The sequence below is a fragment of the Lactivibrio alcoholicus genome (genome assembly GCF_055390895.1).
In genome coordinates, this window is record NZ_AP042471.1 from 374,885 (window position 1) to 396,598 (window position 21,714).

Consider the following 21,714-nt stretch of genomic DNA (forward strand, 5'->3'; position numbering starts at 1 on the left):
GCCTCCCGTCAGTGCGTTTCGCGTTTCCGCGTTATTTCTTGTCGCGTTCCACGGTCGCGAACGCGTCGTGATTGTGAATGCTTTCGTGACTGACGACGTCCACCCGGTACCAGCGAATCCTCTGCTCTTCCTCGAGTCGCACGACCGCCTCGCGTATGACATCTTCCACGAAGCGGGGGTTGTCGTACGCCATTTCCGTCACGTGCTTCTCGTCTTCGCGCTTGAGCAGCGTGTAGACGGGCGCCGATCCGGAGGCTTCCGCGATGTCGACGAGTTCCTCGATCCATACGATTCCCCGCATCCTCGTCGCGATCCGGACGTAGCCCCGCTGGTTGTGGGCCCCTCTCTCCGATATCTCCTTCGAACAGGGACACAGCGTCTGGACCGGAACGGTTACCGTCGTGCGAAGGTCGAAGAAATCGCTTCCCCGGATCGCGTCGAACGTGACCTCGTACCGCGAAAGACTGGATATCCCCGTCGAAGGGGCGCACCGGGAGATGAAATACGGGAAGGAAGCGGTTATTTCCGCCGTGTCCGCGTCGAGGGATTCGCGAAGCCGCTCCGTCATGTGCTCCATCGACGTGATCGTGAGCTTTTCCTTGAATTCGTCGAGAACTTCGATGAAGCGGCTCATATGCGTCCCGCGGAACTCCTTCGGGAGAGAGACCGACATTTTCAACGTCGCGACGGTGTGCTGGACCTTCTCGGCGCGGTCGAGAACCGAAACGGGATAGGAAAGGTCTTTCACTCCCACCCGGTCGATCGGGATATTCCGTACGTCGCGTTCATTCTGCACATCGCGCATGGACGTCCTCCTTTCCGATGACGACGCTGCTCGTCGCGGTCTCCCAAACGGTCACGGCCGAAAGCGCGCAGTTGCGCCGCTCGAGGGGGGATTCGATGCGATTCCATATCCAGAGCGCGATATTCTCCGCGGTCGGCTGCTCCACGAGATCGTTGAGATAGGCGTGGTCCAGAAGGGAAACGGCATTCTCGCGGACGATCGAGGACACCTCGCAGAAATCGATGACCATCTCGTCGTCGCTCAGCGTCCCCTCGATGTCGACGGCCAGCCGGTACGTATGTCCGTGAAGGCGTTCGCATGCCCCCTTGTAGCGAATCAGGTTATGCGCCGCATCGAACGTAAATTCCTTTCGGAGTTTCATATGGGTTCCTCCACTTTGAAGTGATTCGGCTGTCTTGATTTTACACCATCGGACATCGGAAATTATCCTTACATACACCTATTGTTTCGTAGAAAAGTTTTGGATGTATCTCGAACACGATATTCGATGCCAATTCCGCGCTGATACAATTTTTCTCTGAAAAAAATGCGAGCGAGAGTATTTCAGCAACTTTTAGCACCATATGCCTCGAAGTGTAACAGTTTTTGGCGCATATCTTGCGGTTCAATGCCCTTCGTGCTATAACTCGGCAATCTCGATTCAAGATTCTCTTTTGGGAGGGAAAACCGATGCAGTTCGACAGACCGCGCGATATTTTCGGCGTCAACGTTTTCGACCGCAGGGCGATGAAAGATCGGCTGCCGCAGGAGGTTTACAACAATCTCCTCGCCGCCATGGACGGCGGTCAGAAACTCGATCCCAACGTTGCGGACATGGTTGCCGCATCGATGAAGGAGTGGGCGATCTCGAAAGGCGCCACGCACTGGACTCACTGGTTCCAGCCCCGCACCGAACTGACCGCGGAAAAGCACCTCTCGTTCATCTCGTCTGACGAAACGGGGCATCCGATCGAGTCATTCAAGGGCAAACAGCTCATCCAGTGCGAACCCGACGCGTCATCGTTTCCCTCTGGCGGCATCAGGTCGACGTTCGAAGCGCGGGGATACAGCGCGTGGGATCCCTCGAGCCCGGCGTTCCTCATCATGAGCAAGAAGGGCGGAACGCTCTGCATCCCGTCGGTCTTCATCTCATACGACGGAACCCCGCTCGACCTGAAGACCCCGCTTCTCAAAGCGCTCGAGGCCGTCGAATCGCGCGCCCTGAGACTTCTGAAACTCTTCGGGAACAGAGGGGTCCGCTGGGCGCATGTCACGGTCGGTGCCGAGCAGGAGTACTTCCTCGTCGACGCCCCGCTCGCGAAAAAACGCCCCGACCTGCAGTTCTGCGGACGCACGATTTTCGGATGCCCGCCTCCCAAGGGACAGCAGATGGAGGATCATTACCTCGGTTCCATTCCTCCGAGGGTCCTTTCCTATATGGAGGATGTCGAGCGCGACCTCTACCGGCTCGGTGTCGTCATCGACACACGACACAACGAGGCCGCCCCGTGCCAGTTCGAGTTCGCGCCGCAGCTCGCGGAAGCAAATCCGGCATGCGACCAGAACCAGCTCATCATGGAGACGATGCGCAAGATGGCGCGCCGTCACGATTTCACGCTGCTGCTCCACGAGAAGCCCTTCGCGGGACTGAATGGAAGCGGAAAGCACATCAACTTTTCGATCCGCGACAGCGAGGGGAGAAATCTCCTGATGCCGTCGACGAACCAGAAGAAGAACGTCCAGTTCCTCACGTTCCTGTCCGCGTTTCTGCTCGGGTTCGCCCGGTACGGCAATCTCCTGCGCGCGTCGATCGCCTCTCCGGGAAACATGCACCGTCTCGGCGGAAACGAGGCGCCCCCGGCGATCCTGAGCGTCTTCCTCGGGAGTACGCTTTCCTCGCTGCTCGACGGTTTCGGGAACGGTTCCGGGGGGACGATGCCTGAGGAGGCAACCCTCGATCTCGGTCTCAACAAGCTGCCGTCGATTCTGTGCGACAATTCCGACCGCAACAGGACGGCGCCGATAGCCTTCACGGGAAACAAGTTCGAATTCAGGGCTCCCGGCGCCCCGCAATCGATCGCGGGCCCGCTGACGATGATCATGGCGATCTGGGCGTGGGGGATTGACGAGGTCACCCGGATGATCGAGGCCCGAATGTCGGCGGGCGCCGGCGATATCAACGATATCGCGATGGAGGCCATCGCCCGGGCCGCGCAGGAGAGCAAACCCATCCGCTTCGAAGGAAACTGTTACTCCGAGGAATGGCAGCGGGAAGCGCAGCGCAGGGGGCTCTCGATCGCGAAAACGACCGTCGAGGCTCTGGATCTTTACCTCCGTCCGGAGAACAAGGAGCTTCTCTCGAATCTCAATATCCTCTCCGAAAGGGAAATCGACGCATATTACGAAATCAGGATGGAACAATACGTCAAGACGATCGACATCGAGATCGGCATCCTGAAATCCATGATCTGGGAGGGAATCCTGCCCGCATTGTCGCGACAGATGATCCTCGAGGGAGAATCCCTCTCATTCGTTCCGGACGAAACCGCGGAGCGAACCACGCTTTCAGCATACGTCGGCCGGCTCGCTTCCCTGAAAACCGGTCTCATGACGATGTCCGACAAGCTCGACGCCCTGCATGTGAAGGCCGGTCACGGAGGGATGAACGAACGGGCGCAGCTTCTCACCGACGAAGGCCTTCCCCTGCTCGATTCCGTCAGGGCGCTCTGCAATGCGGCGGAGTCGCTGGTCGCCCGCGATATCTGGCCTTATCCGACATACCGCGACCTTTTCCAGATTTTGTAGGCGGCGCCGTCTCGGGAGAGAGTCTCTCTCCCGAGACGCACTTTCCAGGGCACGTATCAATAGAGCCCCGCAAGTTTCGGCAACACGGTCGTGATCCAGGGAACGTACGCGAGAATGAAAATATCGAGAATCATTACCGCTATAAAGGGAGCGGCCGCCCGCGAAATTTCCTCGAGCGACACGTTCCCGATATTGCACCCCATGAAAAGGCAGACGCCGAGTGGCGGCGTCACCATCCCGACGGCGAGGTTCACGACGATGAGAACGCCGAAATGGAGCGGGTCGATCCCGAGCTGCGTGATGACGGGAAGCAGCACCGGAACGAGAATGATGATCGACGCGACCGTTTCCATGAACGTCCCGATGAACAGGAGCAACACGTTGATCAGGAACATGACGACGACGGGATTCCTCGAGAAGGAGAGAATCGCCTCCGCGACGCTCTGGGGGATCTTCTGGGCCGTCAGGATCCAGCTGAAGACAGACGACGTGGCGATGATGAACATGATCATCGCCGTCCCGACGACCGAATTCACGAGAATCCCCTTCAGGTCGCGGATTCTGAGTTCCCTGTAGACGAAGAACCCGATGACGAAGCCGTAGACGACGGCAACGACGGCGGCTTCCGTTGGAGTGAAAACTCCCCCGTAGATTCCGCCAAGGATGATCGCGGGCATCAGGAGCGCGAGGATCGCATCCTTGAACGTCGCCCAGACATGCGCCGCGTCGGCCCTCCGGTCGCCCTTGTATCCTCGTTTTCTCGCGATGAACCAGGCCACGAGCATGAGGGATGCCCCGACGAAGATCCCGGGGAGAATCCCCCCCATGAAGAGACCTCCGATCGTGACGCCGGTCATGACGCCGTAGATGATCATCGGGATGCTCGGCGGGATCATGACTCCGAGCGTTCCCGCACACGCCTGGACCGCCGTCGAGAACGGGGCGTCGTATCCGCGCCGGACCATCGACGGGATCAGGATCGTTCCGATCGCCGCGACGCAGGCGACAGCCGACCCGGAGATCGCGCCGAAGAAGATGCACGCGATAATGGCCACAAAGGCCAGTCCTCCCGAAAACCGGCCGACGATCGCGTTCGCGAAATCGACGAGACGCCGCGAGATCCCTCCCGACTCCATCAGCGCCCCGGCAAGGATGAAAAAAGGAACCGCCATGAGGGGGAACGAATCCGTCGCGGTAAACATCTTCTGAACGAGGACGACCGGCGGAATCGTGCCGGTGAACATGATCGCGGCCGCGGACGCGAGGCCGATCGAGATGGCTATCGGAACGTTCAGGAAAAAAAGCGCGAGAAGCGAATAGAAAAGAACGGACGTCATGACGCCGGTCCCTCTCCGCCCACAAGAACGCCCAGCGCGTGTTCGGCCGCGTAAAGGAACATCAGCGAACCACCGGCGCAGATAGCCGAATACGGGATCGCCATTGATAACTCCATCGCCGGAGAGAGCTGGCGTCCGACGACCGCGAGAATCTTGTGTCCGTAGAAGATCATGAGCGCGAAGAAGACTATGCTTGCACAGTCGACGAAAAGCGCCGCCAGCCTCTTCATCGCTTTCGGCAGAAACGAAACGATAACCTCGACGCCGATATGGGCGCCTCTCCGTACTCCGATGGCTGCACCGAGAAAGGAGAGCCATACGAGGATGTACCGCGAGAGTTCCTCGGACCAGGGAAGCGACGCATGGATCACGAAACGGAAGATCACCTGCAGGAATACGACGACGACCATAATCACGAGAAGAACGCTGACGACATACTCGGTGACTGTGTTGACGCAACCGAGCACCCTTTTCAGAACCCGCATTATCCCGATTCCCTCCCGTATGATCGCGGCGCGAAGAATTTCTTCGCGCCGCTTCCCGAATCGTTCAGTTTCCCGCGATAATATCGTCGAGGAGTTTCGCGTCTTCTCCGAGTTCCCCCCTGAACTGCTCGTAGACGGCCTTCGTCGCCTCGCGGAAGGGAGTGGTATCCGGCGTCGTCACCGTCATTCCGAGTTCCTTGAGTTTCGAAATCTGCTCGTCCTCCATCTTCGTGATCTGCTCGCGCTGATAGACCGCCGCCTCCCGCGCCGCCTTGAGGACGATGTCCTGATATTCCTTCGGCAGGGCGTCGAACTTCGCCTTGCTCATGATGATCATCGCGGGCGAAAAGACGTGTCCGGTCAGCGACAGATGCTTCTGGACCTCGTAGATCTTCGACGTGTAGATGACCGGGATCGGATTTTCCTGTCCGTCGACGGTGCCCTGCTGCAACGCCGTAAAGATCTCTCCCCACGCCATGGGGGTCGGATCCGCGCCGAGCGCTTTCCAGATCGCCATGTGAACCTTGTTTTCCATCGTGCGCAGCTTCAGCCCCTTGGCGTCGGCCGGAACGGCGATCGGACGCTTCGAGTTCGTCACGTGGCGGAAACCGTTCTCGCACCAGGCGAGCCCCTTCATTCCCTGCTTGTCGAGGAGTCCCATCACGTACGCGCCGATCTTTCCATCAAGTACGCCGTAGACATGTCGCTTCGACTTGAAGAGGAACGGGAAATCGAAAAGCATGAATTTCTTCTCGAAGCCGCTCATGGGTCCCGTAGACCCCACGTAGAAGTCGACTGTACCAAGCTGGAGTCCTTCGAGGAGATCCCGCTCACCGGTTCCCAGCTGGTTGTTCGGGAAAACGGAAACCGTAACGTCTCCCTTCGTTTCTTTTTCGACGATCTCCTTGAAGCGCACGGCACCGAGATGATACGGATGCTTCTCGCTCACCGAATGCCCGAGCTTATAGGCGTACTTCGCCTCTGCCGCGACCATGGCCGCACTCGCTCCGACCATCGCGAGACCACACACAAGGACGGCAAAACTTCGTTTCCACGTCATTCCCTACCCCTCCTCTTCATGCTTGAGTTGCCTTACAAAATGGTGAATTCCGATTCATCATACGTCTTCTCGCGCACCGCAACGAGTTTGGCGAGAACGTCGTTGACGGGCGTCGGAACGCCGAGGCGTTTCCCCTCCCCGACGATCGCCCCGTTGATGACCGAGATCTCCGTCCGCCTGCGACGGCAGACATCCTGAAGCATCGAAGAGCGGTTGGCGGCCGTCTTCTTCGCGATTTCCCGCGTATGGTTGACGGGATCGGACACCGTCAGGACGATCCCCTTCTTCTCGGCGACCGCGACCGCTTCCCGGATCGCCATTTCCATGAGATCGCCCGTCTCCGGGAAATCCGCGAGCCGCCCGTTCCTGAGCCCCGTAACGGCCGTCAGCGCGTTGATACCGACGTTCACGAGAAGTTTCCCCCAGATCAGTCCCATGACGTTATCGGAGAGCGATACGGCGAATCCCGCATTCCGCAGGACATCCGCCGTTTCCTCGAGTCTTCCCGGAACCGATCCCGACACCTCGCCGATGACCGTATCTCCCTGTCCCGCGTGCCGGATCACTCCGGGCCCCAGAAGCGTCGAGCCGTGCCCCGTCACTCCCGCGAGAACCCGCTCTCCTCCGACGACTTCGCTGATGGCCTCGACATTTCCGAGTCCGTTCTGGAGCGTCAGAACCGCCGTACGGGGACCGACCGCCGGAAGAGCCTGCGTTATGGCCGTCCTCGTCATCGTCGCCTTGACGAAGACGATCATGAGATCGGCGATTCCGGCTCCGGCGGGGTCGGCGACGGCGCGAAGGCCGCGTATCGTCCTGTCTCCCCCCGCGCCTTCGATTCTGAGACCATGGGCGTTGATGGCGTCGATGTGCTCTTTCCATACGTCGACGAGCGTCACGGGATACCCCGCTTCCGCGAGTCGTCCACCGAAGAGGCACCCCATCGCCCCGGAACCGAGGATGACGATGTTCATGACTTCTTCAGCCCCTCGATGTCCTCCCTGCTCAGCCCGCCGAAAACGTGCTGATCGCCCGGGAAAGCTCCCTGACGGACCTCGTCGCGATACGCGGCCAGAGCGGAGACGATATCATCGCCGATCTTCGCGTACTGTTTGACGAATTTCGGGAGAAACTTGTCGAAGAGTCCCAGCATGTCGTGGAAGACAAGCACCTGGCCGTCCGTATAGCGCCCCGCGCCTATTCCGATGATCGGAATGGAGACGGCTTCGGACACGGCGCGTCCGAGTTCCTCCGGGACGCATTCGACGACGATGGAGAACGCGCCGGCTTTTTCGAGCGCGATCGCGTCGTTGATCAGTTTTTCGGCCGCCCCGAGGCTCTTGCCCTGGACCTTGAACCCGCCGAGCAGGGATGCGGTCTGTGGTGTCAGTCCGATGTGCCCCTGGACCGGAATTCCGGCGTCGACGATGGCCTTGACGATGTCGGGACGCGCGCCCTCGAGCTTGAGAACGTCGCAGCCTCCTTCCTTCATCATGCGGTTCGCCGTATGGATCGCCTGTTCGACGCTTTCGTTGTACGAGCCGAAAACCATATCGCCGACGATCATCGGCGTCGGCGCGCCTTTGACGACCGGACGGATATGATAAATCATCTCGTCGGTCGCGAGCGGGACGGTCCCGGAATTTCCCAGAACGACCATCGACAGCGAATCTCCGACGAGGATGATGTCGATCCCCGCCTTCTCGACCAGGACTGCGGACGGATAGTCGTATGCCGTCACCATGGTGATGCGCTCTTTCTTCTGCTTCATTTCCTGCAACTTCTGGATCGTTACTTTGGCCATGTGTCCCGTACAACTCCTTTCGGTTGTTGGATTGTCAGGCTTTTTGCGAACGCTTTCGATCAATCGTCCCAGAACGTCCGCAGGGTCTTTTCGTCGGTCGGCTTTCCGAAGAAGGTGCCGAGGACAAACGCCACGAACGCAATCGCGATCGTGGGAACGATCGCGTGCATCCCGAAGAACGGAATTTTCAGGATCGAGAACAGGAAGAAACAGCCGCATCCGACGAACATCGAGAGCACCGCTCCGGTTGCGTTGGCCCTTTTCCAGTACAGACCGAGAACGGTCGGCCACAGAAAGACGGCCTCGAGCCCCCCGAAGGCGAAGAGATTGATCCAGACGAGAAGCGAGGGGGGGTTCATCGCCGCGACGAAGACGATGACGCCGATGACGGCCGTCGTGATCAGGCTCATCCTCGAGAGCGTCGACGGAGATGTGGATTCGTCGTCCTTTCTGACGTAGTGAAGGTAGAGATCCTTGACGATGGCCGCGGATGACAGGATGAGCATTGAATCGACCGTCGACATGATCGCCGCGAGCGGTCCCGCGATGAAGATCCCGGCGAGGAACGGGGACATGAGTTTCATCGTGAGCGTGGGGACCGCCATGTCTCCGACGGCGATGTCCGGAATGACCGCGCGCCCCAGCGTTCCGACGAGATGCATCACGAGCATGAGGAACCCCACTGTGATCGTTCCGATGATCATTGCGTCGTGCATCGACTTCGAATCGCGATAGCCCATGCACTTGTGCGTCGTCTGCGGGAGCCCGAGAATCGCGAAGCCGACGAGAACCCAGAAGGAAAGAATGAAGGGTTTCGCGATGAAGTTCTTCGGACCGTACGGCGTGATGAGTGCGGGATCGATTCCCTGGAGGGTCTTCATGATGTTCGCCACGCCGCCTCCCGCGTGGACGACGGCGAAGAGTATCGCCATGGACGCGAGGATCATCATGATCCCCTGGACCGTGTCGGTCAGGACGACGGCCCGGAAACCGCCGACGCTCGTATAGATGACGACCGTCAGTCCGAAGAGGACGAGTCCGACCGTATAGGGATACCCCGTGATCGTCTGGAAGAGACGAGCCCCTCCGATGAACTGGGCGAGCATCGATGCCATCAGGAAGACGATCAGGGCGGTGGAAGCGGCGACGACGACGATATCGTTCTTGTACCTCGCGCGAAGGAAATCCGTCACCGTCACGGCTCCAACCCGCCGCGACACGATCGCGAATCGTTTCCCCAGGACGCCGAGCGTCAGAAAGGCCGTCGGGACCTGGATCATCGCAAGGAGGATCCAGCCGAGCCCCATTTTATACGCGACGCCCGGCCCTCCAATGAAGCTGCTCGCGCTCGTATAGGTCGTGATGATCGCCATCGCGAGGACGAATCCTCCCATCGAGCGGCTTCCGAGGAAATACTCCTCGACGAATCCCTTCGCCGTCGTCGCCTTTGCGGCCGACCTGTTCGCCCAAATGGCGATCCCCATGACGGCGACGAGATACAGGGCAAGAGGGGCGATCATGCTCAGGTTCACGGACGGGGTCGTCATTTCGCGGCCTCCTTGCGATCTTCCGTCCCGTCGAGCGGGATATCCCTGAAGAAAAGCCTTACGACGACCCAGACGAGTACGGAAACTCCGATATATCCGACGATGCAGCTGTAGAAGAACCACGAGGGAAATCCGCAGACGAACGTATAACTCTTCGGATCGGAATCACCGGGGCCATACGCAGAGAAATACCACCACAGGAAAAAAAGGCCGTACAGAACGAGCGATATTATCGCTTCCCTATTGGCCTGGCGGATATTTCCGGTACCCTTCGAACTCATCGCCATTCCTCCCTTCGTTGCATATGCGCGCAGTCACAACCACAGGAAGCGGACCGTTCACAGCCGGAACCGCCGCTTCGAACGCTTCCCGCCGCCCGGTTTCCCTCCGGTCACACCTCCTCTCCCAGATACAGCATCGCCGTCCGCGCATAGAGTCGTACGGCTTCCTTCAGATCGTCGACATCCACCCATTCATCGACGTGGTGCGGAATCTCCCGGTCCCCCGCTCCCGTCACGACGACCGGGACGTGTTTCCACGCCGAAAGGAACGTTCCATCGGTGGCGCCGGGAACACCGTTGTACACGGGGGGCGTTCCCCGGACCTCACGGTGCGCTCTGTCAATCGCACGGACGATCGGCTCGTCGCGCGACGTTTCCGTCCAGGGACGGTCCTCGAGGAGTTCGACATCCGCGACGCACCTGTCGTCTCCGTCCGGGTGGCGGCGCGAGAGGCGGTCGACGATGCCGCGGATCTGCCGCAGCAGGGCGGCGTGATCCTGCCCCGGAATCGTGCGGATATCGAGAAGGACGCCGCAATCCTCGGGAATGACGTTGAGCTGCGCGACGCCGGTCAGAGGCGACTGGACGACGGTCGGCGTGATGCTCGGCCATCCGAGATGCTCGTGCCTGCCGAGGCGATCCTTTTCGAAATCCTCGAGGTTGCGGAGATCGCAGATGATCCGGGCCATCGCCCAGTTCGGGTCGTTTCCCGAAAGCGGCATGCACCCGTGCGCCTGCGTTCCCCGGCATACGATCCGGACGCGCATCGCCCCCTTCTGGAAGACGCAGAGGTTGAAATCCTCTGGTTCGCAGATGACGGCCGCGTCCACGTCGTCCGCCCACCCCCGGCGAATGAAATCCTTTATGCCGATCATGAGACCTTCCTCGTCGACGGGCAGGCACAAAACGATCTTCCCGGAAAACGGAACTCCGGAGTCCCTGATGGCCTTGACCGCGAAGATGCCCGCAGCCGTGTTTCCCTTCGTGTCGCACGTTCCGCGTCCGTACATCCGCTTCCGCCCGCCCGAATCGACGATTTCGGCGCCGAACGGGTCGTATCGCCACCTTTCGGGATTCCCGACCGAGACGACATCCTGATGTCCCTCGAAGAGCAGGGTCTTCCCGGGAGAACGCCCCTCGAGCACGGCGATGACATTGGAACGCCCCGGCGCCGCCTCCTCGACGTGAACATCGAACCTCTCGTCTTTCAGGAACGACGACAGAAACACCGTGGCCCGCGACTCGTTCGCGTGCGGCCGCGACGGATCATAGACGGAATCGATCCGGACGAATTCCTGGACGAAACGGATAAAACGATTGTCATCGATGCATCGAAACAGGCGTTCACACATTCATCTCAAGACTCCCTTCCTGTCAGGATCCGTATCCGAGACTTTCCGACAACCCCAGCGCCGCCGATACGACAAATTCCCTGAAGAGATCCTTTTTCTCCGGATCTTCGTCGTATCGGTATTTCGGAACGGCGACGCTGAGGGCCGCGATCACCTCTCCGTTTCTCCCCCGCACCGGCGCAGCGATACAGATGAGTCCGGAAACATATTCCTCGTTATCGACGCAGAATCCCAGGCTGCGAATGCGGTCGAGCTGCAGGCGCAGAACCCCCGGATCCGTAACCGTCTTTTCGGTGAACCGCTCGAACGGGCCCTCACCGAGAAGACATCGGACCTCCTGTTCAGGAAGTGCCGCCAGGAGAACCTTGCCGAGTCCCGTACAATAGAGCGGCATCGCCTTTCCGACCGGAAGATCGACCTTGATTGTCGCCTGACTCTCGATCTTGTCGATGTACACGACGCGATCTCCGTCCCGGACCGCGAGATTGACCGCCTCTTTCGTCCGTGCCGCGAGATCGGTCATAAACGGATACGCCTGGCGCCGGATACCGAGACGTCGGACGACGTTGCTTCCGATTTCGAAAATCCTGAAGCCGTTCTGGTACTTCCTGTTTCCGGGATTCTGAAGGACGTACTTCTGCGCGCGTAGCGTCGACACGAGACGATGGACCGTGCTCGGTTCGAGAGAAAGAAGCGAACTCATCTCGTTGATCCCGAGTTCGCCGTGGATGTCGAGAATTTCTATGACGGCGAGGGCTCGTACGACTGACTGGACCCCTCCGGATTTCGACTCTTCCATTGATTCGTCACCTTCGATAATTCCATGTTATGGAATTTTATTGCTTCATACGGAATTCAGTATAGTCCGCCTCGTCGTCGATGTCAAAAGCAACCGTATTTTCCTCATAACGTACCGTCTCTCTCCGTAAAAAAAAGGGGACGCGCTTCACGCGCATCCCCTGAACCACACTCAATCACTTTCAGTCTTCGGGCTGTTCCGTCAGAAATCCAGTCACGGAGAGGATAAACTTCCGTTCTCTCTCCTCCCGGCGAAGATACAGAACCCAAGGCGTATTGGAACCGTCGGAGAAAAAGTAGCACTGCGGGGACTCGGCCCGCCATCCTTTCGACGAGGGCAGCCATTTGAGCCGCGTTTCCTTCCATCCGGCCGCTTCCCGCGAGATTCGTTCCGCGACAAGGCGACCGTCCGCGATTCGCAATCTGAATGTCCCCTCGCCCGTCACCCTGTCCTGGATCTCGAGAATCGCCCTCCCGAGGAGGAATTCCGGGGACGGTTCCGGAAGAACGAGCTTCGGCACGACCATCGCCGCCAGTATCCCGATGATCGCAACGACGATGAGAAGTTCGATCATCGTGAACGCTGCCCCGGCACGGACCGATACCGGACACCGTCCGTCCCGCGCGCGCCTCGGCAAAGGAGTGTGACGCCGGGTCTTCACGGATCAGTCCCAGTTCGTAATGTCTTTCCCCTTGCCTTCCCCACCCTCCTGGCCGTCAGGCCCCATGCTGAAGAGGTCGTATTCGCCGTGTTCGCCCGGGCACCGGTAGATGAAGGAGCCACCCCACGGATCGACCGGAAGTTTCTTGATATAGCCGCCTTCGCGGTATTTTTTTGGTTCAGGCGTCATCGTCGGCTTTTCGATCAGCGCCTCGAGCCCCTGTTCGGTCGTCGGGTAGAACCCGTTGTCGAGTTTGAACATATCGAGCGCCTGTTCGACTTCCTTGATCTGGACCGCCGTCGCGGTCTTTTTGGCCTCTTCGCCCTGTCCCACGACCTTCGGCACGACGAGCGTCGCGAGAAGGCCGAGGATGACGACGACGACGAGCATTTCTATCATCGTAAAACCCTTCCGTCCGTTACGGAGCACGGAAACCACCTCCAGAATGATCTATTTTCATTATACCGCCGCGATTCGCGAAGGAAACCATTATCGGACGAGACTCGAAAGATCGAAGATCGGGAGCAGGATCGAGACCACGACGAACCCGACTGAAACCGCGAGTGAAAGAACCATGACGGGCTCGATGAGACTCGTGAGACGCTCGAGCTGTCCTTCGGCGACCTCCCAGTTGTTCTGGGAGACGTTCCGGAGAGCCTGCGACAGTTCTCCCCCCATCTCCCCCACGCGGATGATGTAGACGACCTCCTCCGGGAAGGAGCCTTCCTTTTCGAGGGCCTTGTCGAAACGGTGTCCTGCCTTGACCATGTCGGCGATGCGTATCCACCGGTCCTTCTGCGGGTCCATCGACGAACTCATTCGCAGGGCCGTCACGAGCGGGATTCCGGAATCGAGCAAGGTCGAGAGGTGCGACGTGATGAGAGAGAGCGTGAGTCGCGACCGGATCTTTCTGAAAAACGGAGGGTTCAGGGATTTCTTCCGTCGTCTGAGGACGAGAAGCGCCGCAAGCAGGACGAGAAGCAGGATCAGTCCGTAGTCCTGAACGAAGGAGGACGCCGCGATGAGTATCCTCGTCGGCAGGGGAAGCTTCTGTCCGAGTTCCTGGAACAGGGCCGAGATCTTCGGAACGACGTACGCGAGGAGAAATCCGACGACGGCGATTCCGATCACGGCCATGGCGACAGGGTAGGTCAGGGCGACCTTGATCTTCCTCCGGAGCGTCTCCTCGAGTCTGAACTGAACGGCGGACTGCTCGAGGACGGTGACGAGCGATCCGCTCTGTTCGCCTGACTCGACCATGCGGACGAGGCTCTCGCGGAAGGCTCCGATGTCGCCGAGGGCGGCGCTGAAGCGTTTCCCTCCCTCGACCGACTCGAGAAGCGCCGAGAATACGGCGGCGACGTTCCGTTCGGACGTCTGCTTCGCGAGGATTTTCAGCGAGTCCGCGAGAGGAAGCCCCGTTCTGAGGTACGACGCCAGCGTCCGACAGAACATGGTCTGGTTCTCGAGCGTCAGTTTTTTGACTTTCCGGGATTTCCCTCCCGAGCTCAGCGAGACGTCGACGACGACGAGCCCCTTTTCCTGAAGGCGTTCGATGACCTGTACGGAAGAGGATCCCTCGATGACTCCCCTCGTCGACTTTCCGTTCGCGTCGTAGGCGACGTAGGAAAAGTGCGGCATCTTATTCGTCTCCGGCGACGCGGGCGAGTTCTTCCGGTGTGGTCAGCCCGCGCGCGACAGCGTCGAGACCGATTTCCCAGAGGGTCCGGAACCCGGATTTACGCGCCATTTCGCGCAGCGCCGACGCCTGTTTCGACTCCGCGATCGCTTCCCTGATTTCTTCCGTCACGAGGAACTGTTCGTACAGACCGACCCGGCCGCGATATCCCGTGTTCATGCAGTAGTCGCACCCCCGTCCGCGCCACACCGCACGGACTCCCTGCCGTGCGAGAAGCGCCGGAACGTCGGAGCTCTTTTCGCCGCATTTCGGGCAGACTTTCCGGACCAGACGCTGCGCGACCGTTCCGATCATCGAACTCGCCGCGAGGAACGGCTCGATTCCCATGTCGATCAGCCGGACTATGGCGCCGACGGAGTCGTTCGTATGGAGCGTCGAGAGGACGAGGTGTCCCGTCAGCGAGGACTGGACGCCGATATGCGCGGTTTCGTAGTCCCGCATTTCTCCGATCATGATGATGTCCGGGTCCTGCCGGAGGATCGAACGAAGCGCCGCGGCGAAGGTCACGCCGGCTTTCTCGTTGACCTGGATCTGGGCGACCCCGGGGAGGTCGTATTCGATCGGGTCTTCGACGGTGATGATGTTGACCGACGGCTGCGCGAGCGCCTGGAGGATCGCATAGAGCGTCGTCGTCTTTCCCGACCCGGTGGGGCCCGTAAAAAGGATCATCCCGTTCGGACGAAGGATCATCTCGTCCATGATCGTCCGTTCGCGCCGTTCCATTCCGAGATCCTCGAGGGTGAGCAATCCGTGCCCCTTGTCGAGGAGTCGCATCGCGATCCGTTCGCCGAACTGGACCGGCACGCTGCCGACACGGATGTCGACCGCCTTGCCTCCGACCGTGATGCCGATGCGGCCGTCCTGCGGCGCCATGTGTTCGGCGATGTCCATCTTCGCCATGACCTTGATGCGGCTCGTCAGGGGGGCCTGATGTCCCCGCGGGAGGCGCAGCCGGTCCTGAAGCACTCCGTCGACCCGGAATCTTATCAGGACGCTGTCCTCGTACGGTTCGACGTGGATATCGGTCGCGCGCTGCTTGATCGCGTCGAGAATCAGTCCGTTGACGAGACGGATCACGGGGACATCGACGGAATCGCTCATGACGTCCTCGCGCGCGAGATCGTCGATGTCCTCGATTCCCTCCATCGCCTCGGCGGCCTTGTCCGCGGCCCCGCTCCGGTAATCGTACAGGGAATGGATCGCGTCCCCGATCGTCTTCTCGTCAAAAATCTCTATGTCGACCGGCTTCCCGATGACCGCGCCGAGGAGCTGCGCCCGGGGGAACGATTCGACGGTCGAAACGGCGACGACGAGCAGGTCGTCTTCGGCCCGCAGCGGGACCATCCCGGCCTGGCGAAGCGAATCGAGACTCACGCACTCCGGAATGATGCGGGCAACCTCCGAGACGCTCGGGAACCGCGGGTGACGATCCGTCGTCTCGCCAGCCGTCCCCCCTGCATCATCGGGAGCGGCCGCAAGTATCGCGACCGTCTCCGCACCTTCCGTTTCCGTCTCTCCGGGTGCATCTCCCGGAAGTTCCCCTCCGCCGGAAATCGACTCCCCCGTGGCGAGCGCCTCGGGGCACTCCGCGGACGCGGCGGATTCTTCGGAGACGTCTTCCGTTCGCCACAGGAGATCACCCTCGGTATCCGCGTCTCCGGACGTTTCGCGCACAGAGGGAGTCGGCAGCGTCAGGACGGAGCCCGCCGCGACATCACCCGTCGCGCGTTCCGGTCGGTCGTCCGACTTTTTTCGGACAGCGTCGCCGAATGTCTCGAGGACCATGTCCCGAAGCGCGCTGTTCCCCTTGTAGCTGAAGTCTTTCGTATTATCCGTCATGTCACATCAACCCGTATTCCGAGGCAACCCGTTGGGCGAGGCGCCTGTATTCTTCGTACGCTCTGGAATTCGGCGCGTAATCCGCGACGGTCGTTCTCGAGGCAGACGCCTCCTGGAGGATGATCGAGCGGTGAATCAATCCGAGAACGCGGTCGCCGAACTGCTCTTCGAGAAACGAACGGATTTCGCTTTGCACGAGAATTCTTTCGGTAAACATGTTGATCACGACCCCCAGGAACGCAAGATCCGGGTTTACGGCCCGAACGGCCGCTATCTGTCCCATAAGCTGTTCGAACCCCTGAACGGCCAGTTCTTCCGGGGGCATGGGTACGAGAATGCTGTCGGCAGCGAAAAAAGAGTTCAGGACAAAGATGTTCAGTGCCGGCGGGCAGTCGATGAGAACGATGTCGAATTCGTCACCGACCTCTTTCAGAAAAAGCGAGAGTCGTTCTCCCCGGCGCTCCCGGAACGGAATCCTCTGTTCCTCCGCAGCCATGAGAGGCGATGACGGAACAATGAATAAATTCTCGCGTTCCGTCCCGTGGACGAGATGACGGCCCGATTCGAGAATCGTTTCCTGGAAGAGCGCTCCGATCGTGTCGCGATATCCGAACGTCTCTTTCGATATAAGAAACGTCGCGTTCGCCTGAATATCCGTATCGATAAGCAGAACCCGCCTGTCGGTGTTTTTCCACAAATCCGACAGGCAGGCCGCCAGATTCACTGCGAGCGTCGTCTTCCCGACGCCGCCCTTCTGATTGGTAAGGGCTATGGCCGCGCCCATGAAATCCCGCTCCTGAGACGCGTCACAAACCCCGGAGTTCCCGAATCGGCATCACAGCGCAAAACCGGCTCCGTCGCTGCGGGTCATTTGCTCATCTTCTTCACGGAGTCCCGGAATTCCTTCTCGATCCTGAGCTGGTGGATCATTTCCGCCGGCGACAGTCCGTGATCCTGAGAGACCGCTACACCTTCCGTAAAGCGCTGCGCCTCTTCAGGCGTATTAATGATGTACGGCGTCAGAAAGACCATGAAGTCGATCTTTTCCTTCTGCTTCGACGTCTTTGTGAAGAGGCTCCCGAGCAGGGGAATGTACGAGAGCCCGGGAACCCGGTTCTTCAGCGTCTTTTCCGTCTCCTTGAGGAGACCGCCGAGGATGACGGTCTTCCCATTTCCGACGATGACCGACGTCTTGATCTCGCGCTTCGCCGTGACCGGCGTCGTCGCCGTCATCGCGGTGAGAACGTCTTCGGTCTTCTGGTTGATGTCGAGGACGACGAGGTTCCCGCTCCGGATATGCGGCGTCACGCTCAGGATCAGTCCCGTATCCTTGTACTCGTAGCTGTTCTGCGTCGCTTTCGGGTTCGTGATGTCGGACGTCTGTCCCTTGAGTTGCGGGATGACCTGTCCCACCTGGAATTCGCTCGTCATGTTGTCGGTACACAGGAGTCTCGGCATCGAAAGGACGTTGATGGCGTCGAACTTCTTGAGCATCTGGATCGACGCGTAGATGAGCCCCTTCGGGTCGGTCGTCGTCTGGAGAATCGGATCTTTAGCCGTTCCGATGTTCACCTCGGTCTTCGTCAACGCCGTAAACCAGTTGGTCACAGTATCCGGAACGCTCGTCTCTCCGAGGGAGGCTCCTGCGGCCAGCACCGCGTCCCCCGTCATTCCGCCCCCGAACGTCGCCCAGTCGATCCCCGCGTTGTCCAGCTTCGTCAGGTTGACCTCGCAGACGAGGCCGCGGATCATCACCTGCTTCGGCTGCGTATCGATCTGTCTGATGATCGCGAGCAGCGAATCGTACTGGTACTGCGGAACGGCGAAAATCAGGCTGTTCGTCGAGAGGTCGGGCACGACGGTCGTCGGCATCTGGCCTTCCTTTGACGGCTGGAGCTTCGCCGCGACGGCGAGAACCTGCCCGAGCTGCTCCGCGGCCTTTTTCGCATCGGCGTGCTCGAGCTTGTAGATGTGGAAATCGCCTCCGCGCGAATAGACGTCGAGTTCCCTGATGATCCGCTGCGCTTCCTTGATGACGTCGGACTCTCCGACGAGGACGATCTTCTTGCTTCCTTCATCCGCAACCGCAAGCAGCCCCTGGAGCGGTCCGGACTTCGCGAGTTCGGTCAGTCGTCCGGCGACCAGCGACGGCGAGGAAAACTTGATCTCGACGGTCCGGCTCATCTTGTAGCTCTCGGCGACGTCGATCTTCCGGATCAGGTTGACGGCTCGGTTCACGTCGACCGCCTTTCCCGAAAGAACGATATCGTTGCCCTTTCCGGCAGGGATGATCCCGACGTTCTTTATCGCCATCTGGATCGCCTTCACGACGAAATCAGCCGTCACGAAATCGAGCGGGACGACCTGCGTCACCGTCTGTTCCCCCTGTGCGGGAGACATCTTGCCCCGTCGGACGGCATCTTCCGTACTGACGACCTTGCCCGGCAACACCTTGCTGTAGGCCCCGAGGTTCTCGATCGAAAGGCCATTCATCTCGAGAACAGAGAGCATGACCTGGCGTGCCTGCCCGAGCGGAACCGGTTTCGGAGAGATGACCGAGACCTTGCCCTTGACGGACGGGGTGACGATGATGTTTTCCTGCAGGAGTTCGGACATGAACCGGATGAACTTCACGATATCGATTTCCGTGAAGTTGAACTGCACCATCCCGGACTTCCGCATCATCTGCGCCGCCTGGATGAGGCTCTGCTCGTCCTGGTTCTCATCCGCGGGCGTCGGCGACTTTTCCTGCGCCGCGAGGGACGACGCCCCCGCCAGGAGACTCAACGCAGTCACGACACCCAGAAAAACGATACATACCCTTTTCTTCATTGTCCCACCTTCCCCCCGCCCTGAAAGGGCACGTAGACCACAATCGACCGTCCGTTCTGCTCCACCGTCAGCGTCCGGTACCGGAGCGACCATTTTCCACCGAATACGGGACGCGTCTCCTCCCGTGTCTCCCAGGATCCGTTTGTCTCGCGGGCATCCCGGCGTCCCGAACCTTCGAGGATCTTTACCTGCGTTTCCCTCGCGTAGTCCAGCAACTTCCGTTGTTCGCGGACCTCGCCGAGCGTACGGCCGCCGATGATCACAAGTCGGAGCGACGCGACGGTCACGAGGGCAAGGACCGAAACGGCGACGAGGATTTCCATCAGTGTGAAGGCCGTCCGCCGGAATCGCTTCATCGCACCGTATAGGTCAACGGCATTTCCTTGCCGTTCCGGACGACCTGGACGTCGAACCGGCTCCCTCCCATGAGGGAATTGATCGCATTCGCGACGTCGCCCATATTCCGGATCGGGATCCCGTTGACCGACTGCAGGACGTCACCCTGCTCCACGCCGAGCTTCGTCAGGATGCTCTCCTTGTCCAGCCACTGGACCTCGATCCCGGAAGCCTGCGCCCCCTCGAATTTCGGACGCAGACGAAAACGCTTCATTTCGTCGAAGGGGTTCATGAGCATCCGGTTCACGAGATCCCTGTCGATGATCCCCGCCTCTGTCGCCGTAGCGGCCTTCACCTCGTTCCCATCCGGCTGCTTTTCCTGAGCCTGCGGAGTCGGCTTCGCGGTTTCCTGTTTTTCCGGCGTTTTTCTGACGGGAGGCTGCGTCGGTCCGTAATACAGCGAGAGAACGACGATTTCCCTGTCGCCGCTCAGGACGACGTCGTACGGCGTGACTTCGACGAGGGAATATCCGTTCAATGAATCTCCCCGTATGACGATCCGCTCCTTCCCCTTTTCGGAGAACAGGGCGGCGATTCCCGGGAACGTCCCGGACAGAGAGATGTCCTTCAATCCCGCAGCGGCGACGGCTTTCGACGTGTCTTCGGCTTTCGCGTCGCTCTTCTTTTCCGCAGCCGGCTCGACCTTCCGGAGCGTCGCGCCGAACGGATTCGCGTCGACGAAATCCTTCAAAGTCGGCGCATTCTCGGCCGCGAGGGACTGCCGTGCCGAACGTCCGTCCGGAATTCCCGTCGCCCGCAGGGCGAAGTTCAGATCGGTGAGATACATCCCCAGGGATCTCATGAGAAAATAGCCGAGGATCGCGCCAAGGCATACCGCGCCCACGAACGGAACGATTTTCTCCGCGAGACGGACGATGGCGTCCGGCAGGTGTGAGCCCGCACCCCGGCGCAACGTGTTGCGCGCGTTTCCGAGCAGCTCCTCGAATCGGGGCACTACGACACCTCCCCCTGTTTCCATCGCCAGAGCCCCTTCTTCTCCCTGTCGAGAGGAAGGATTCCCTTCAGCGCTCCGAGTTTCGCGTCCAGGGCGTCGGCGACCCCGAGCTCGACGTTTGCGCCGCTAATGCGCCGGTTCGGAGGATCGATCACGATGCGTCCCCGGACCTTGATGTCGCCACGGGTTTCGATCACGTCGATTCTCGCGCTTTTCCGTCCCAGAAGAAACCATACGGTTCCTCCCGAAATTGCGGCGCGGCCGTCCTTTCCGAAAGTGATCTCCGCGTCGCGGAACGAAAGTTCCGCCGACGCGCCGAGATTCACGGCGGACTGAAGGGCCCTCGGTGTCAGGACAAGCTCCCTGACTCTGATTCCTCCCAGCATATTTCCGAGGACGACGTTCGTGACGACGAAATCGGGAAAGAACCGCCCCCGCGCCTCGACGCGGTCGAACGAAAGCGGGAATCCCCGTTGCGCGAGGGATTTCGAGAGGATCCCCATCCCGTACTCCCCCGCCTGTTCCCAAGGAAAGAACGCCAGCGAGGAAACGACAAGAACGCAGAGAAAGGCCAGGAAGACCGAGGAAAAAAACAGGACGCGTCTCATGATTTCCCTCCGATAATGAAGGAAACCGAAAAAAGACGCTCCTTGCCGACCGGAAAGACCTTCATCTCGGCCGAGAGAAACTTGAGGCCTTTCTTCCGTATTTCCTGGATGAACGTCGCGAACTGCTCCGCGTAGACCCTGTCGAACTGGACGGACGCTCCTTTCGACGTCTGCGAGAGCTGCACGAGGTTGTCCTTGAGTCCGACGGAATCCATCGCCTTCGAGATCGCCGCGATCGGATCCTCGGAAGGCACGCCGGTCTGCGTGCCTCCGCCTATGGCGATATAGTCGCGGGAGAGTTTCAGAAGCGTTTCGAAGCGACGTTTCTGAAGCTCGACCGCATCCGTCGCCGATCTCCCGGCGTCCGCGAGGAAAAAGTAACACCCCCACGAGACGGCGCAGAGAAACGCGACGGCAAGAAGCCGTTTCAGTCCCGGCGTGTCCCGGGAGACCGGGAAGAAAGCCATACC

Annotated in this window: 22 protein-coding genes; 1 reads left to right on the forward strand and 21 read right to left on the reverse strand. The window is 59.9% G+C overall.

What is annotated here, in order from left to right:
• Nucleotides 1–31: 31 nt before the first annotated feature.
• A complete protein-coding gene (gene folE2 / locus ACZ5IU_RS01895) occupies nucleotides 32–805 on the reverse strand; it encodes a GTP cyclohydrolase FolE2 (protein WP_464419955.1) in 774 nt (257 codons plus the stop codon).
• Complete coding sequence (queD, locus tag ACZ5IU_RS01900) at nucleotides 786–1,166, reverse strand: 6-carboxytetrahydropterin synthase QueD (RefSeq protein ID WP_464419957.1); 381 nt, start codon at nucleotides 1,164–1,166, stop codon at nucleotides 786–788. Before queD ends, folE2 begins: the two co-directional genes overlap by 20 nt.
• 308 nt (nucleotides 1,167–1,474) lie before the next feature.
• Here queD and ACZ5IU_RS01905 point away from each other — a divergent pair, with 308 nt between their 5' ends.
• Nucleotides 1,475–3,589: a glutamine synthetase III family protein gene (locus ACZ5IU_RS01905; RefSeq protein WP_464419959.1), complete on the forward strand. Its 2,115-nt coding sequence runs from the start codon at nucleotides 1,475–1,477 to the stop codon at nucleotides 3,587–3,589.
• Nucleotides 3,590–3,645: 56 nt separating this feature from the next.
• On the opposite strand, the gene ACZ5IU_RS01910 is transcribed toward ACZ5IU_RS01905, so the two are convergent.
• From ACZ5IU_RS01910 to ACZ5IU_RS02000, 19 genes are all read right to left on the reverse strand, one after another.
• Entirely contained in the window at nucleotides 3,646–4,926 is a 1,281-nt protein-coding gene (locus ACZ5IU_RS01910; RefSeq protein WP_464419961.1) for a TRAP transporter large permease, read from the reverse strand.
• Complete coding sequence (locus ACZ5IU_RS01915) at nucleotides 4,923–5,411, reverse strand: TRAP transporter small permease (RefSeq protein WP_464419963.1); 489 nt, start codon at nucleotides 5,409–5,411, stop codon at nucleotides 4,923–4,925. The genes ACZ5IU_RS01910 and ACZ5IU_RS01915 overlap by 4 nt, the downstream gene beginning before the upstream one ends.
• A 64-nt stretch (nucleotides 5,412–5,475) precedes the next feature.
• The gene (locus ACZ5IU_RS01920) at nucleotides 5,476–6,471 is read right to left on the reverse strand and encodes a TRAP transporter substrate-binding protein (protein WP_464419965.1); all 996 of its coding nucleotides are present in this window, start codon (nucleotides 6,469–6,471) and stop codon (nucleotides 5,476–5,478) included.
• 32 nt (nucleotides 6,472–6,503) lie between these two features.
• The gene (locus ACZ5IU_RS01925; protein WP_464419967.1) at nucleotides 6,504–7,445 is read right to left on the reverse strand and encodes a ketopantoate reductase family protein; all 942 of its coding nucleotides are present in this window, start codon (nucleotides 7,443–7,445) and stop codon (nucleotides 6,504–6,506) included.
• Nucleotides 7,442–8,275 (reverse strand): 3-methyl-2-oxobutanoate hydroxymethyltransferase, encoded by an 834-nt coding sequence (panB, locus tag ACZ5IU_RS01930; protein ID WP_464419969.1) that lies wholly within the window; start codon nucleotides 8,273–8,275, stop codon nucleotides 7,442–7,444. Before panB ends, ACZ5IU_RS01925 begins: the two co-directional genes overlap by 4 nt.
• A gap of 59 nt (nucleotides 8,276–8,334) precedes the next feature.
• The gene (panF, locus tag ACZ5IU_RS01935) at nucleotides 8,335–9,822 is read right to left on the reverse strand and encodes a sodium/pantothenate symporter (RefSeq protein ID WP_464419971.1); all 1,488 of its coding nucleotides are present in this window, start codon (nucleotides 9,820–9,822) and stop codon (nucleotides 8,335–8,337) included.
• A complete protein-coding gene (locus ACZ5IU_RS01940; RefSeq protein WP_464419973.1) occupies nucleotides 9,819–10,103 on the reverse strand; it encodes a YhdT family protein in 285 nt (94 codons plus the stop codon). The genes panF and ACZ5IU_RS01940 overlap by 4 nt, the downstream gene beginning before the upstream one ends.
• Nucleotides 10,104–10,213: 110 nt before the next feature.
• A complete protein-coding gene (locus ACZ5IU_RS01945) occupies nucleotides 10,214–11,455 on the reverse strand; it encodes a M20 family metallopeptidase (protein WP_464419975.1) in 1,242 nt (413 codons plus the stop codon).
• Nucleotides 11,456–11,477: 22 nt separating this feature from the next.
• Nucleotides 11,478–12,254, reverse strand: coding sequence for an IclR family transcriptional regulator (locus ACZ5IU_RS01950; protein ID WP_464419977.1), 777 nt, complete (start codon nucleotides 12,252–12,254; stop codon nucleotides 11,478–11,480).
• Nucleotides 12,255–12,435: 181 nt separating this feature from the next.
• Entirely contained in the window at nucleotides 12,436–12,828 is a 393-nt protein-coding gene (locus ACZ5IU_RS01955; RefSeq protein WP_464419979.1) for a hypothetical protein, read from the reverse strand.
• Nucleotides 12,829–12,918: 90 nt separating this feature from the next.
• A complete protein-coding gene (gene gspG, locus ACZ5IU_RS01960) occupies nucleotides 12,919–13,314 on the reverse strand; it encodes a type II secretion system major pseudopilin GspG (RefSeq protein WP_464419981.1) in 396 nt (131 codons plus the stop codon).
• 90 nt (nucleotides 13,315–13,404) lie between these two features.
• Entirely contained in the window at nucleotides 13,405–14,556 is a 1,152-nt protein-coding gene (locus ACZ5IU_RS01965) for a type II secretion system F family protein (protein ID WP_464419983.1), read from the reverse strand.
• A gap of 1 nt (nucleotide 14,557) precedes the next feature.
• Nucleotides 14,558–16,453: a GspE/PulE family protein gene (locus tag ACZ5IU_RS01970; protein WP_464419985.1), complete on the reverse strand. Its 1,896-nt coding sequence runs from the start codon at nucleotides 16,451–16,453 to the stop codon at nucleotides 14,558–14,560.
• A 1-nt stretch (nucleotide 16,454) separates the two neighbouring features.
• On the reverse strand, nucleotides 16,455–17,237 hold the full coding sequence (locus ACZ5IU_RS01975) for a ParA family protein (RefSeq protein ID WP_464419987.1): 783 nt from the start codon (nucleotides 17,235–17,237) through the stop codon (nucleotides 16,455–16,457).
• A gap of 83 nt (nucleotides 17,238–17,320) precedes the next feature.
• Nucleotides 17,321–19,285 (reverse strand): type II secretion system secretin GspD, encoded by a 1,965-nt coding sequence (gene gspD / locus ACZ5IU_RS01980; protein WP_464419989.1) that lies wholly within the window; start codon nucleotides 19,283–19,285, stop codon nucleotides 17,321–17,323.
• Nucleotides 19,282–19,608, reverse strand: coding sequence for a hypothetical protein (locus tag ACZ5IU_RS01985; protein WP_464419991.1), 327 nt, complete (start codon nucleotides 19,606–19,608; stop codon nucleotides 19,282–19,284). The genes gspD and ACZ5IU_RS01985 overlap by 4 nt, the downstream gene beginning before the upstream one ends.
• Nucleotides 19,609–19,637: 29 nt before the next feature.
• The gene (gspC, locus tag ACZ5IU_RS01990; RefSeq protein ID WP_464419993.1) at nucleotides 19,638–20,636 is read right to left on the reverse strand and encodes a type II secretion system protein GspC; all 999 of its coding nucleotides are present in this window, start codon (nucleotides 20,634–20,636) and stop codon (nucleotides 19,638–19,640) included.
• Entirely contained in the window at nucleotides 20,636–21,244 is a 609-nt protein-coding gene (locus tag ACZ5IU_RS01995) for a hypothetical protein (RefSeq protein WP_464419995.1), read from the reverse strand. Before ACZ5IU_RS01995 ends, gspC begins: the two co-directional genes overlap by 1 nt.
• Nucleotides 21,241–21,711 (reverse strand): hypothetical protein, encoded by a 471-nt coding sequence (locus tag ACZ5IU_RS02000; protein ID WP_464419997.1) that lies wholly within the window; start codon nucleotides 21,709–21,711, stop codon nucleotides 21,241–21,243. The genes ACZ5IU_RS01995 and ACZ5IU_RS02000 overlap by 4 nt, the downstream gene beginning before the upstream one ends.
• Between the last annotated feature and the right edge of the window lie 3 nt (nucleotides 21,712–21,714).